Here is a 14,528-nt window from a genome sequence, read left to right as displayed (position 1 = left end):
AAACTTTCTCCCATTCTGATAACAGATAAGAGCTATGATACGCTCCGACAGAATACTTCGCAGTTAATATCGATTTTATAGTTTCTTGCTTGTTATAAGAACAATCGCTGGATATCATTCCATGTAACGACAATCATGAGAAGCATCAACAATGCGAATCCAACGAAATGGACCACACCTTCCTTTTGCGGATCGATCGGCTTGCCTCTTACTGCTTCCAGTCCCACAAACAAGAGTCTGCCTCCATCTAATGCCGGTAATGGCAATAGATTGATAATGCCCAAGTTGACACTTAATACTGCTGTCCATGTTAAAAAGTTCATAAAACCAGTTTTCACGACTTGATCTGTTGCATCATAAATCCCAACCGGACCTGACAACATATCAATAGAGAATTGCCCAGTCACTAGCTTACCTAAATTCGTTAAGATTAATGTTGACCAGCGGTATGTTTCTTCTAAACTATATGGAATAGTCCGAACAAATGATTTTTCTAATGCTAGTGTTACTCCAACTTGTCCGATATCTTCTTCTGGTGTTTCAACTGTTGCTGGAGTGACTTCGAGCGGTACTTGCTGGTTATCACGTAAAACAATCATTTCTAATGGTTCATTAGGACTTGCTTCAACGATTTCCTGAAAATCTTCCCATTTGCTAATACTTTGTCCTTCAATTTCTATTACCGTATCATCTGGTTGAAAACCGGCTTCTTGAGCAGGACTATTATCAACAACGGATCCAATTCTTACATCTTCTACAGGTACCCCTTGAATATTTGCAAGTATAACAAAGATCACAACTGTGAGCACAAAGTTCATTAATGGACCTGCGAACAATTGCAACCCTCTTTGTCCAACTGTTTTTGACGCAAACTGACGATCATATGGGGCTATTTGCGTTGCTTTTTCATCCATTATGAATGTCGCTTTTTTATTCACACGGAAGGAATACTTCTCTTCTTCGTTTATTTCATAGCCTTGAATAGTTAATGCATGATCTAAATCAATATGTTCTACTTCAATCACGAAAGCATCGGGATGTTTGGCTTTGTTGTTTACAATAATTTGGTTTACTTCTCCATCATCATTAAAAGTTAAACCAATATGCTGACCAGGCTTTATATCAATGATTTCCGGATCCTCTCCGGCTACGCGTACGTATCCACCCATTGGTAACAATCTGATTGTATATAACGTCTCATTTTTCACCGTAGAGAATACTTTAGGACCAAAGCCTATCGCAAACTCTCTAACAAGCATCCCGGTCCTTTTGGCAACGTAATAATGGCCAAACTCATGAACAAATACAAGAAGGCCAAACATTAAAATAAAGGCAATAACGGTTGTCACTCAAAGCACTCCTTCCCTCTAACTCTCCATCAATATTTTTCATACGTTTTGATTCTAACTTCCTGATCAATTGAATTAATTGTTTCTAAATCAGGTTGTTTGACAAAATTATGATTTTCCATCGCGTTCTCGATCACTTCTTCAATTTCTAAAAATGTAATCTTTTCTCGCAAAAATAAATCTACTGCTACTTCATTCGCAGCATTTAAAACGGTAGGTAATGACCCACCTTTACTTCCTGCTTGATAAGCAAGAGCTAAACACGGAAATCTTTCCATATCCATTTTTGAAAAATGGAGCGTACTAATCTCTACTAAATCAAGGCTCTTTGAAGGTGGTAGGGGTAATCTATCAGGATATGTCAAAGCATATTGTATGGGTACGCGCATATCTGGTGTTCCTAATTGAGCAATAACGCTTTTATCAGCATATTCAACCATTGAATGAATAATACTTTCTTTATGCTGAATTACATCTATTTTGTCATAAGGTATATCAAATAACCAGTGTGCCTCAATTACTTCAAGTCCTTTGTTCATCATTGTTGCAGAATCGATAGTTATTTTAGCACCCATATTCCAATTAGGATGATGGAGCGCATCTGTTACTGTTACGACTCGCAGTTGATCTCTGGTTTTATCACGGAAACTACCACCTGAAGCAGTCAGAATGATTTTATTCATATCTTTCCGTGATTCTCCGTTAAGCGCTTGAAATATAGCAGAGTGTTCACTATCCACTGGTAATAGGTCTACCCCATACCTTTTAGCAGCTTCCATTACTAAATGACCTGCAGTTACTAGGGTTTCCTTATTGGCTATGGCAATTTGCTTTTTGTGTCTAATAGCTGTTAAAGTAGCGCCTAATCCAACACTTCCCATCACAGCATTAACTAATATATCCGTTTTAGGGTCTGCACTGACCTCATCCAGTCCTTCTTTCCCAACTAATATTATGGTCTGATCTGTATGTATCAGTAGTTCTCTTCTTACCTTTTCATCTTGAACTACTATTTTTTCCGGTTTAAATGTCTTTATTATCTCTGTGGCCTTGTCTACATTTTTACCAAAAGCAATGCCATATAACCGGAACTGATCAGGATGCTCTTTGATGACATCTAACGTTTGTAGACCAATAGAACCTGTAGCACCTAATAATGTGATGTTTTTCATAACCGTAACTCCTATTTGTTAATAGTCTATGATATAAAATGGATAAAATGTAATAAAGGGAAAACAAATAACCAACTATCAAAACGGTCTAATATTCCTCCATGGCCGGGTAATAATTTTCCTGAATCTTTTACATCATAGTGTCTTTTTATAGCTGACTCTACAAGGTCACCAATTTGAGCAAATACAGAAGCTATGATTGTAACAATAATAACTAATAACACTGATTCATGTACTTGGAAAAATAATTGAAAAATAATTGCCACTAAACAAGCGACTAATACTCCGCCCATGGCACCTTCTATTGTCTTCTTGGGACTAATTTGTGGCCAAAGTTTGTGTTTCCCAAATGCTCTTCCGAAAAAATAAGCCCCTGTATCTGTTGACAATATTACTAGAATAGCATAAAAAATATAAACTAGTCCATTTTCGACGTCTCTTGTTTGAATGAAATAATAAAAGCCCAGACCTACATAGATCGATGCTAAAATTAAAAAACCAGCATCTTCGAATGTGAATTTATTTTTAACTAGCACTGTATAACCTAGTAGTACTAATACAAAAAACATAAGTAGTTCTAAGCGAGTTGAAAAAATTATATATTCATCTTGGAACAATAAAGACCATAATAAAATAACACCCAGAACAGTAGGTATTGGATACCTCGTCATCCTTCTCATATGTAAAAGCTCCAAAAAACCTATTGTGGCAATGATATACATAATTATTTGAAAGGGTAAACCACTTAAAAATATAAATGGAAAGAAAAGCAAAATTGCAATAACTGCAGTAATAATTCTTGTTTTCATATTATTTTCACACCTTATATTCCACCATAACGACGTTTTCGTTTCTGAAAATCGTTGATAGCTTTCTCAAAATCTTCCGTACTAAAATCAGGCCATAATGTATCTGTAAACCATAATTCTGTATAAGCGGATTGCCAGAGTAAAAAATTACTAAGTCTTAATTCACCACTAGTTCGAATCAACAGATCAGGATCTCTTATATGAGAAGTATATAAATGGGCACTTAAGGTAGTTTCTGTAATCTCTTCAATCCCATACTTGCCTTCTTGTATTTCGTAGCAAATTTCTTTTATGGAACGTATCATCTCAAACCTACTACCATAATTGATAGCAATATTTAAAATTAATCCAGTATTATCTGCTGTTTGCTCTTTTGCTCTCATAATCGCGGCTTTTGTGTTTTTGGGTAAATCATCGAATTCACCGATAGTCTGTATACGTACATTTTCTTCTACTAATTCAGGCAAATAATGCTGTAAGAAATCGATTGGCAACTTCATGATATATTCTACTTCGGTCGATGGTCGTTTCCAATTTTCCGTTGAAAATGCATATAATGTTAATATTTCAACTTGTAATTGATTGGCCGCCTTTACAATTCGCTTAACATTATCCATTCCTTCTCGATGACCAGCAATACGCGGCAATCCTCTTTTTTGAGCCCATCTGCCATTTCCATCCATGATGATGGCAATGTGTTTGGGTATATTTTCAGACACTGTATCTGATATATCTACAGTGCTACCTTTACTATTTTTAAAAGGAAGTTTAAACAAACGCATAATTATCCTCCATCATTTAAAGCCGTTCTATTCATTAATCAATATATGTATAGTTACCATCTAAAGTGGAAAAACCCTCTTCTTATTAAGAGGGCTTCTACACTCACCATATATTCTACCTTTTTTTTGCTTAGACTTCCATAATTTCTTGCTCTTTTTCTTTAGTTAATTCATCAATTTTTTTAATGTGGGTATCTGTTTGAGTTTGGACATCTTCTTGGAAACCTTTTAATTCATCTTTTGTAAGGTCACCATTCTTTTCGTCTTTCTTCAATTGATCATTAGTGTCACGGCGAATATTACGGATTTGTACTTTTGATTCTTCCGCATATTTTCCAACAACTTTCACTAGCTCCTTACGACGCTCTTCTGTTAATGGAGGAATACTAATTCTAATGACATTTCCATCATTTGACGGTGATAACCCTAGATCAGCTTTTTGAATGGCCTTCTCGATATCAGAGACAGAAGATTTGTCAAACGGTGTAATAACTAATAAACGTGCTTCTGGAACAGAAATAGATGAAAGTTGGTTTAATGGTGTAAGTGCACCATAATACTCCACTTGTACACTATCTAATAAAGCTGGGTTTGCTCTGCCAGCGCGGACCGTTGCCAGATTTTTAGAATATGCTTTTACTGCTTGATCCATTTTCTCACGAGTTTCTTTAATTAACTGTTCAGACATGTTTAACTCCCCCTTATAATGGTTCCAATATTTTCACCAATTACTGCTTTTTTAATGTTTCCTTCCTCTGATATAGAGAATACAAGTAATGGTATGTTGTTATCCATACATAATGATGATGCAGTTGAGTCCATTACACCTAATCCTTCATTAAGGATTTCCAAATAAGATAATTCATCATATTTTTTAGCTTCTCTGTCCACTTTAGGGTCAGCAGTGTATACACCGTCCACGTTATTTTTTGCCATTAAAATAACATCCGCTTCCACTTCTGCTGCTCGTAATGCTGCAGTTGTATCAGTTGAGAAATACGGGTTACCAGTTCCAGCAGCAAAAATAACTACACGTTTTTTCTCAAGATGGCGAATCGCTTTACGACGAATATATGGTTCTGCTACTTGACGCATTTCGATAGAAGTTTGGACACGTGTTGGGATACCTACATTTTCAAGACTATCCTGAAGGGCTAAAGAATTCATTACAGTAGCTAACATCCCCATATAATCAGCATTAGCACGATCCATGCCCATTTCACTGCCTACTTTACCACGCCATATATTGCCACCACCAACAACAATTGCAACTTCTACACCTAGTTCGACAATATCTTTTACTTGTTTTGCCACTGATTGAATAATAGATGGCTCAAGACCAAAACCTTGTTCACCACTCAGAGCTTCACCACTTAATTTAAGAACAATTCTTCTGTAGTTAGCAGTAGCCATAATAACCTCCATATATGTAAATATTATAAAGAAAACGAAGATTTTCGCCAAGTAAAAGGGTAGAATCTCCACTCTTCTTATACTATAATCCTAAAATTATATACATTCTTATAGTATTCTTTTATTTTCATTAAATAATGCTTAAGTCTTCCCAACGCTAAAGAAATTCGTTAGTGTTGGCTTAACACTCGCACGTGTAATACATTTCCGTCTTTTTACTTTCTTAGCTTTTAAGAAAAGCGCAGAGCGCCCGTTTAGAAACGTAGCGACTGGAGGGAATCAACTGAGATAAAGGAATCACGGTGAGCTTGCGAACCGATGATGACTTATCGTAGGGCGATTCGTGAAGTCGCCTAGTTTCTGGGCATCGAAGCTAGACATCCGCGCAAATTTTATACTTTCTTGTCTTTCAAAGAAAAGGGACACTAAGTGCCCCCTCATTTTTATCAGGTTATTTTTTGTTAACTTGGCTCATTACTTCCTCAGCAAAGTTATCTTCACGTTTTTCAATTCCTTCGCCAACTTCATAGCGAACGAAAGATTTAACTGTTGCATTGTGGTTTTTCGCAACTTGTTTCACTTTTTGATCAGGGTCTTTTACAAAGCTTTGCTCTAATAAACAAATTTCTTCAAAGAACTTGTTAAGACGACCTTCCACCATTTTTTCAACAATATGTTCTGGTTTACCTTCATTTAATGCTTGAGTTTTAAGTACTTCTCGTTCTTTTTCAACATCTTCCGCTGAAACTGCATCACGAGATAAATATTTAGGATTTACAGCTGCTACATGCATAGCAATATCTTTGGCTACTTGCTCATCAGTTGTCCCTTCAAGCACAGTAACTACACCAATGTTTCCACCCATGTGGATATATGCGCCGAACGCATCGTTATCAGTTTTGTTAAATAGAGTGAAACGACGTAATGAAATCTTTTCACCGATTTTTGCAATGTTAGAGTTGATGAATTTTTCTAATGTTTCACCATCGCCATTAAGTGGTTGATTTAAAGCATCTGCAACTGTTTCTGGTTTTTGAGAAAGAATGTGTTTAGCAAGATCTTGCGCTAATGTTTTAAATTGATCATTCTTTGTAACGAAGTCTGTTTCACAGTTTAATTCTAATAATACTGCTTCATTACCTGAAACTTCTACATATGCAGAACCTTCCGCTGCAATACGGTCTGCTTTTTTGGCAGCTTTAGAAATACCTTTTTCGCGAAGGTAATCAACAGCTTGATCGATGTCACCATCAGTTTCTTGAAGTGCTTTTTTACAGTCCATCATACCTGCACCAGTTTTTTCTCTTAGTTCTTTTACTAATTTTGCTGTAATTGCCATTATTATAGAATCCTCCTTTAATATCATATATTGCTGAAAAAAAGGTGATAAAAGGTCTCCCTCTTATCACCAAAACCTTTCATTACTCTTCTACAGATTCAACTTCTGCTTTTTCTGTAGCTTCTGCTTCTTCAGCAGCCTCTTCTGTTACTTCTCCTTGCTTCGCTTCTAGAATAGCATCTGCCATTTTACCAGTAAGAAGTTTCACAGCGCGAATCGCATCATCATTCGCCGGGATCACATAATCAATCTCATCTGGATCACAGTTTGTATCAACGATACCTACGATCGGGATGTTTAATTTATGTGCTTCAGCAACAGCAATACGCTCTTTTCTTGGGTCAATAATGAATAAAGCATCAGGAATTTTATTCATTTCTTTAATACCGCCTAAGAATTTCACTAAGCGATCTTTTTCTTTAAGAAGACCAACAACTTCTTTCTTCGGTAATACCTCGAAAGTTCCGTCTTCTTCCATTTTTTCGATATCTTTTAAACGATTGATACGTTTACGAATAGTTTCAAAGTTAGTTAACGTTCCACCTAACCAACGTTGATTCACAAAGAACATTCCTGAACGGATCGCTTCGTCTTTCACTGATTCTTGTGCTTGTTTTTTTGTCCCTACGAACAAAACAGTTCCATCATTTTCAGCGATTTCTTTTACGAAATTATACGCTTCTTCTACCTTTTTCACTGTCTTTTGTAAGTCAATAATGTAAATACCGTTTCGCTCTGTGAAGATATATTTCTTCATCTTTGGATTCCAACGGCGTGTTTGATGTCCGAAATGAACACCAGCTTCAAGTAGTTGTTTCATTGAAATAACTGCCATGAGTATTTTCCTCCTATAAATTGGTTTTTTCCTCCATTTGCTTCATTCGATACAAGCACTATAATATAGCACCACCTGCATCTTCCACAAACGTGTGTATTTAACACCGAAAATAAATATAACATAATGTATAATAGCAATCAAGCGATATTTCATTTTTTTTGTTGAAATTTCAATAATAATTCTACCTCTGTTTTACCTTTGTCCATTTTTTTGGCTATTTCATCTACTGTAAAACCTTTTTCATGCAAATGTAGAACAGAAGCTGTCGTGGAACGTTCTACAACATCTTCCACTTCTTCAACAGGTGAGATTGGTTGATATTCCGTTGTATTTTTAGGTGTGTCGAAATCTGTAATCGGCTGTCTGATTTGCTGGTGCTCTTGTTTATTTCTATTATTTTCAGGTTTAACGTTATTAAACTTCTCTACCTGGTTCACAAAATTTTTATTTTCTTCTTTTAGCTCTACCAAATAGACTGCAAGTGTGTCTTCGATATTTTTCACTTGTTGTCTGACATTATCTTCCACCGTTACTAACGCATCTTGTTTTAATTTCAGTTGTCTGATAATAACAAAAGTTACAATATGAATAATAAAACTAAGTAATAACAATATATTTAACATAATCTACCTCTTAACCACTATAGTCCACTTTATTTCCTAGGTAAGGATGTCTCATTTGATGTTGTTGCCACACCTCTCCTTTCATATCTTCTGTTGCTGTTTGAAAGGTGTCATCTCCCTTTTGCTTGTTGTTTTTAAGTTGCTCACTTGCTTCTTGTTCTAAAACCTGCTTTCGTTTCCTCAACTCTTCATTAGCCATTGACTGTGCCAGCTGATTCTGATCAATCCTGCCTTGTTGTTGCATTTGATCCTGTATCTTACCAGCATCTTGTGTTCTCGGCAACGCAACCTGCATTTCTACAGCTTTCCAACTCATGGGATACCTCCAGTATTTGAAATAAATATCCGCACTTTCATATACTTCCAGTATAACAGTTTAGCTATAAAGATTGAATAGTAACTTCTTTTTCTTCTAGATAAGCTTGAAAGTATTGATGTTCTTGATGTAAAACTCGTTTATATTTACCGAACAATAATTCAACATTTTCATAGGCTCTTCCTTTAACCGTTAATTTCATACCGGCAAAATTACCAATTTCAACTTGTAATTCATTTAATTCATCTTCAATTATTTGTAGTTTTTCGGTGGTCTTATCAAGCATATTACGTTGTTTTAATAACATAATCCTTTCTTTTGTTGGTAGTTCACCAACAGCATGTTTCTTTTGCTTCAATTGATCACCCAAAATCCGTAATTTCTGACGACTCTCTTTTAATTCTTTCTGTTCCTGTTTTAAATCGCTTACACGATCTAATACTTTTTTACTGATTCCAAAAGTTAATTGCGTTTTTGAATTTGCCAAATTCCCTAAATTTTTTACCTCTATCATTTTTCCTACTGAACAACTGCCACCAATAATACTTCCATTAGCACAGAAAATATTATGTTGCGCCACACAATTAGAATGCATGATCGATTTTTTTACTTTAAGATTATTACCTGCCGTCACCTCTGCCTGATTAATATAACCTACCTCAATATCCGCACCAGCGATTACAACAGCTTTCTCCATCCCTGCAATGCCTTCTCTTATTAATATATTGCCACCTGCATTTATATAAGATGCCTCTACAATACCATGCACTGTTACATCACCATTTGCTGTTACACTGAAGCCAGTAGGAACATTTCCTTTGATCACCACGGAACCATTAAACTCTATATTACCGGTTTCGAGAGATAGGTCACCACTTACTTCATATAGTGGATGTACGTTTATTACTTGATCACCAACGGATAATTGTCCATCCGAAGTAGCATTATATGTTTGATCGGATTCGTTAAAAGAAACATTTGTTCCTGGTTTACATTTATAAGGCTTCCCTTTCTTTTGTTTTACCGGATTATGAAAGATATCAATGCCTGGTTCACCATCAGTTGGAGGTATTAATTGTGCTAAAATGTCATGTTCCTCAACCATAGGGATTTTTGTTATATCCCTAAAATTCTTTTTTTCTTCTGCGGCTAAAGAACTGTCTGTTGATTGCTTTACAATTAACCTGCCGTTTGTACCATTTTGCGGCGTTTTTCCTTCTGCGATGATACATTCATTATCTTCTAATAGTTTTTGTTTCCAAGCTAACTCAGCTAAGTTCATTACTCCAAATACGATCTTATAGCTTTTTAGTAACTCCTGAATATCCTCTTCTGTTATGTCTTCCGTTGCATCTGGATCTTTAACATACAGTGTTGCCACTAATCGATCTTTCGAGACATTAATATCTATTTTTTCTTTTATTTCATTCATGATCAAGCCCCGCCTATACTATTATATTTTTTTATATAAATGACGAACTTTTACTATAGCTTGTTTATGAATTTGCGAGATCCTTGATGTTGTTAAGCCTAATACTTTACCGATTTCTGTAAATGTTAATTCCTTATCATAAAATAAACTTAATACCATTTGCTCATTTTCGTTTAATTGTTGGATACATTTCGATAATTCTTGATAGTTTTCCTTTTGTACAATATTTTCTTCAGGTAAAGGTTCCCTATCATCCGGAATAAGATAACCAATTCCTTCTTTTGTTTCTTCTGTGTTGTTTTTACTTTTCTCCTCCATCGACAAGAGGTTAGCAAAAAAGCTATCTTTTAAAGAATCCTCTACTTCAGCCGTAGTTAACCCTAAATATTCTGCAATTTCATCGGAGTTTACTTCCCGTTGAAGTGATTGTTCTAACGATTCGATTGCTTGATCTATTTTTTTTACTTTATCACGTGTCGTTCGAGGTAACCAATCTTCTTTTCTCAATCCGTCAATTATGGCACCCTTTATTCGAAAGGAAGCGTAAGTATCAAATTTTAAGTCGCGACTATTATCAAATTTTAAAATTGCATCAAACAAGCCAAATAAACCCAAACTTTTGATATCATCTTTGTTAACACTTTTAGGTAGATTAACAGCGATTCGTTGGACATGGTAATGTACAAGATACATATAGTTTTCAATTAATTTGTTCGTATTTTCTTCACTTTTGTTGTTTAACCATTTATTCCACAAACTTTTTTCTACTGATGTATCTTTGACCATCGAATCACCTCATTTCAAAAATAACTAATTCTAATTAAATTTGCATAACGCCACTATTTACCGTTCGTACTTCCAGCATACCTGTTTCGATATTGAATTCAATTGTTCTCCCTTTATTACCGCCAACATCTTGTGCAATAACCGGGATTTTATGTTCCTTTAATTTGGCAAGCACCGCTTCGACATTTCGTTGACCAATTTTCAACATATTATTATCAGACTGAAAGGAAAACATATGTGCTCCACCAGCTATTTTAGCTTTCAACTTAGATTTACAGACACCTTCAGTTAAAAGTTGCTCCAATAATAAGTCAATCGATGTGTCTGCATACTTCATTTCGTTAACTATACTTTTTTTGGAGGCAGTTGAATCTGGTAACATGACATGCGCAAGTCCTGCTACCTTCTGCTCATAGATGACTACACCAACGCAAGATCCTAATCCAGATGTTTTTAATGTGTTTGGTACTTGTGCTACTTGTAAATCTGCAATACCTACTTTTACAACAGTTGTTATGATTGTCATAACTCTTCGACCCCTAGTGCTTTGAAAATTTCATCAAAAGAGTCAGGGTCTGGTAATAAAAAGAAATGGCCTTTCACCGACTCGTTTGACTGTTCTTCCTCTTCAATCATCGTATCTATGATTATCGCATAGTCGCTTTCTTGAGAAATTTCAAGAAGTCCTTGCATTAAAATAGCAGCTGCCATATCAATCGTTACATTCGGTACAGTTGGTTGCAGGTTGATAGACGTAAAATCAGATAAAGCAGATAAATAAGATCCCGAAAGGATATTACCAATTTCAGAAATAGCAGAAATAGCAAGATCATTTTCTCCGATATCATCACCCGATGTGCCTGTTAATTGTTCAACTAACGAAGTTGCCTCTTCAGGTGAGAGAACAAAAAACATACTTCCAGGTGCTTCACCTTGTATTCTTAAAAATACACTAACGATTATTTGTTCAGGCCCACCTACATATTCCATCAATTCATTAAAATCGACAATTTGAATTGATGGGACTGACATGTCGATTTTTTTCCCTAATAAGCTTGAAAGTGCCGTAGCAGCATTACCTGCGCCAATATTACCTACTTCCTTTAAAACATCTAAATGTTGTTGCGATAAATTTTCCATATTGGCCATTTTTATTTAACCTTCTTGTCCTGGGATTGCAGCGTGATATGTTTCTTGTGATAATACTTTTTCCAACTCTAAAAGCATGATCAATCTCTTGTCGACTTTTGCAACTCCTCCAATGTAGTCAGCATCGACTGTTCCGATCACTTGTGGAGCAGGTTCAATTGCTTCCTCTGGAATATCTAAGACATCATAAGCAGCATCCACAATAAATCCAACATCATACTTATCCATATGAATAATGATAATCCTTGTACTTTCAGTTTGTTCCATACTTTCCATTCCAAATCGCTCACGTAAATCTATTATTGGCGTAACTACACCACGAAGATTGATAACTCCTTTAACGAAATTTGCTGTTTTTGGTACTCTAGTAATATGTTGCATCCGCTCGATAGCTCCGACGACTTCCACAGGAATCGCATATTCTTCTTTATCCAATTCGATAATTATCGATTGATGATTGCTTGTTACTTCTTTCATGCTACCCCTCCTAGTTAATTAATGTATTGGTATCAACTATTAATGCTACTTGCCCATCACCTAAAATAGTGGCACCTGAAATCGCAAATACATCTCCTAAATAGTCTCCTAACGATTTTAATACGATCTCCTGTTGACCGATGAAAGTATCAACAACTAATCCTGCCATCCTATCCCCTTTTCGAATAATAACAATGGAATAGAACTCATCATCTTGTTTCTCAGTTGGTACTTCAAATACATTTTTTAAATCTATTAATGGTACTACTTTTCCTCTGAAGTCAATTACCTTTTTGTTGTGAGCATTTAAAATCTCTGATTTGCTAATAATTGCTGTTTCAATAATAGATGATAGCGGGATTGCATATTTTTCTTTCTCAACTTCTACTAATAAAACAGATATAATAGATAAAGTTAATGGTAATTGGATAGAAAACAGGGATCCTTTTCCTTCTTCTGACTCGATTGTAATCGTTCCACCTAGTGATTCAATCGTATTTTTCACTACGTCTAAACCTACACCACGTCCTGATACATCACTAATCGTATCAGCAGTAGAGAAACCACTAGACATGATCAGTTGATACACTTGTTTATCTGTTAATTGACTAGCTTCCTCTTCTGTAATAACGTGATTAGAAATTGCTTTGTTTACAACTTTTTCTCTGTTAATTCCTGCACCGTCATCAGATATTTCAATAAAGACATGATTTCCACTATGGTAAGCTTCTAATAATAAGTCTCCTTCTTCCTTTTTTCCTGCTTCTTGTCGCTTCTCTGGAGTTTCGATACCGTGATCTAAAGCATTACGAATCAAGTGTACTAACGGATCACCAATTTCATCGATAACGGTTCGGTCTAATTCAGTTTCTGCACCAATAATGTCCAGATTTATTTTTTTACCTAAATCTTTTGAAAGTTGACGCACCATTCTAGGAAAACGATTAAACACTTGTTCAATAGGGACCATACGCATATTTAAAATAATATTTTGTAAATCACCTGAAATTCTCGACATTCGCTCTACAGTCTCTTGTAAATCTGCATGCTTAAGATTTGCTGAAATCTGTTCTAGGCGCCCTCTATCAATAACTAATTCCTCAAATAAATTCATTAAACCATCAAGCCGATCAATATTAACCCGAATTGTCTTACTTGTAACACCTTTTCCTGTTTTTTTCTTACTATCATCTGCATTTTTATTCTGTGATGATTCCTTACTCTCAATTGATTCTTTTTCAACTTTATTATTCTCATCGTTGTTTGCCTGAACATTTTTATCCTGTTCGAACGTTGAAACTATAACTTCTTCAATTTCAGACACTTTTAGAATTTTTTGTTTTACATCTTCAGCGCTATCCTTTGTCACTAATAACACATGAAACTGCAAATCAAAATTTTCTTCTTCTAAATCTTGAACTGTAGGATCAGCCTTAATTACTTCGCCAATTTGTTCTAAGACCTCAAACACCATATATACGCGAGCAGCTTTTAATAGACAGTTTTCATTTAATTTTACTGTTACTTCCAAATTCTCGAATCCATTTTCTTTTGATTGATCTATAATAGCTAATTCAAATTGATCAAACTGGTAAAAATGTGCTTGATCACTGCTCTCTGGTTTTGTTTCTTTTGTTAATTCGTTTACGCTTACGACACCTTGGTTACTTTCAATAGCTTGTAATGTGTTTACAAGTTCCTGCACATCTGAAGAACCATCGCCACCTTCAGCTATATCTAAAACCATTCCTTCAAGCTGATCAACAGCCTGAAAGATTACATCAATGATATCAGTAGTGATTTTCAACTGATCATTTCGCACTGCATCTAGTACATTCTCCATCTTATGCGTTAAATCAGCTAGATCCTGAAAACCCATTGTTGCAGCCATACCTTTTAAAGTGTGTGCAGAACGGAAAATTTCGCCTACTGTATCCATGTTTTCCGGTTCATTTTCTAAAACTAATAGTTGATCGTTTAATGATTGAATGTGCTCTTTGCTTTCCTCAATAAATACTTCAAGATACTCGTTATTTTCCATCG

16 protein-coding genes are annotated in these 14,528 nt (G+C 35.4%); all 16 read right to left on the bottom strand.

All coding sequences use genetic code 11. The annotated features are described in order from the left end of the window. Window positions 1-92: 92 nt before the first annotated feature. The 16 genes from rseP to GI584_RS11165 all read right to left on the bottom strand — a co-directional run bounded on the left by rseP (window position 93) and on the right by GI584_RS11165 (window position 14,526). Window positions 93-1,349, bottom strand: coding sequence for an RIP metalloprotease RseP (gene rseP / locus GI584_RS11240; RefSeq protein WP_100360591.1), 1,257 nt, complete (start codon window positions 1,347-1,349; stop codon window positions 93-95). A gap of 29 nt (window positions 1,350-1,378) precedes the next feature. Further along, window positions 1,379-2,521, bottom strand: coding sequence for a 1-deoxy-D-xylulose-5-phosphate reductoisomerase (gene dxr, locus GI584_RS11235; RefSeq protein WP_100360592.1), 1,143 nt, complete (start codon window positions 2,519-2,521; stop codon window positions 1,379-1,381). A gap of 26 nt (window positions 2,522-2,547) precedes the next feature. Beyond that, the gene (locus GI584_RS11230; protein ID WP_100360593.1) at window positions 2,548-3,330 is read right to left on the bottom strand and encodes a phosphatidate cytidylyltransferase; all 783 of its coding nucleotides are present in this window, start codon (window positions 3,328-3,330) and stop codon (window positions 2,548-2,550) included. 14 nt (window positions 3,331-3,344) lie between these two features. Further along, on the bottom strand, window positions 3,345-4,112 hold the full coding sequence (locus GI584_RS11225; RefSeq protein ID WP_228552393.1) for an undecaprenyl pyrophosphate synthase: 768 nt from the start codon (window positions 4,110-4,112) through the stop codon (window positions 3,345-3,347). 130 nt (window positions 4,113-4,242) lie between these two features. Further along, window positions 4,243-4,800 carry a ribosome recycling factor gene (frr, locus tag GI584_RS11220; RefSeq protein ID WP_100360594.1) on the bottom strand — a complete coding sequence of 186 codons (558 nt, stop codon included), beginning with the start codon at window positions 4,798-4,800 and terminating at the stop codon, window positions 4,243-4,245. A 2-nt stretch (window positions 4,801-4,802) separates the two neighbouring features. Further along, on the bottom strand, window positions 4,803-5,525 hold the full coding sequence (pyrH, locus tag GI584_RS11215) for a UMP kinase (protein ID WP_100360595.1): 723 nt from the start codon (window positions 5,523-5,525) through the stop codon (window positions 4,803-4,805). Window positions 5,526-5,976: 451 nt separating this feature from the next. Beyond that, entirely contained in the window at window positions 5,977-6,864 is an 888-nt protein-coding gene (gene tsf, locus GI584_RS11210; protein ID WP_100360596.1) for a translation elongation factor Ts, read from the bottom strand. An 82-nt stretch (window positions 6,865-6,946) separates the two neighbouring features. After that, entirely contained in the window at window positions 6,947-7,699 is a 753-nt protein-coding gene (rpsB, locus tag GI584_RS11205) for a 30S ribosomal protein S2 (RefSeq protein ID WP_100360597.1), read from the bottom strand. 152 nt (window positions 7,700-7,851) lie between these two features. Beyond that, window positions 7,852-8,325 carry a DUF6115 domain-containing protein gene (locus GI584_RS11200; protein WP_153791284.1) on the bottom strand — a complete coding sequence of 158 codons (474 nt, stop codon included), beginning with the start codon at window positions 8,323-8,325 and terminating at the stop codon, window positions 7,852-7,854. A 10-nt stretch (window positions 8,326-8,335) separates the two neighbouring features. Beyond that, window positions 8,336-8,641 (bottom strand): hypothetical protein, encoded by a 306-nt coding sequence (locus GI584_RS11195; protein WP_153791283.1) that lies wholly within the window; start codon window positions 8,639-8,641, stop codon window positions 8,336-8,338. 64 nt (window positions 8,642-8,705) lie between these two features. Next, entirely contained in the window at window positions 8,706-10,073 is a 1,368-nt protein-coding gene (locus GI584_RS11190; protein ID WP_153791282.1) for a flagellar assembly protein A, read from the bottom strand. Window positions 10,074-10,094: 21 nt separating this feature from the next. Then, on the bottom strand, window positions 10,095-10,859 hold the full coding sequence (locus tag GI584_RS11185) for a FliA/WhiG family RNA polymerase sigma factor (RefSeq protein ID WP_100360601.1): 765 nt from the start codon (window positions 10,857-10,859) through the stop codon (window positions 10,095-10,097). Between the two features lie 34 nt (window positions 10,860-10,893). Continuing rightward, on the bottom strand, window positions 10,894-11,385 hold the full coding sequence (locus GI584_RS11180; RefSeq protein WP_153791281.1) for a chemotaxis protein CheD: 492 nt from the start codon (window positions 11,383-11,385) through the stop codon (window positions 10,894-10,896). Continuing rightward, window positions 11,382-12,008 (bottom strand): chemotaxis protein CheC, encoded by a 627-nt coding sequence (locus GI584_RS11175; RefSeq protein ID WP_153791280.1) that lies wholly within the window; start codon window positions 12,006-12,008, stop codon window positions 11,382-11,384. The genes GI584_RS11180 and GI584_RS11175 overlap by 4 nt, the downstream gene beginning before the upstream one ends. A gap of 6 nt (window positions 12,009-12,014) precedes the next feature. Then, window positions 12,015-12,485 (bottom strand): chemotaxis protein CheW, encoded by a 471-nt coding sequence (locus GI584_RS11170; RefSeq protein WP_153791279.1) that lies wholly within the window; start codon window positions 12,483-12,485, stop codon window positions 12,015-12,017. A gap of 10 nt (window positions 12,486-12,495) precedes the next feature. Further along, window positions 12,496-14,526, bottom strand: a complete 2,031-nt coding sequence (locus GI584_RS11165) for a chemotaxis protein CheA (RefSeq protein WP_100360605.1) — start codon at window positions 14,524-14,526, stop codon at window positions 12,496-12,498. Between the last annotated feature and the right edge of the window lie 2 nt (window positions 14,527-14,528).

The organism is Gracilibacillus salitolerans (assembly GCF_009650095.1).
Lineage (GTDB): Bacteria > Bacillota > Bacilli > Bacillales > Amphibacillaceae > Gracilibacillus > Gracilibacillus salitolerans.
The sequence above is the reverse complement of the archived record's forward strand: the minus strand, read 5'-3'. Positions and strand labels throughout refer to the sequence as shown.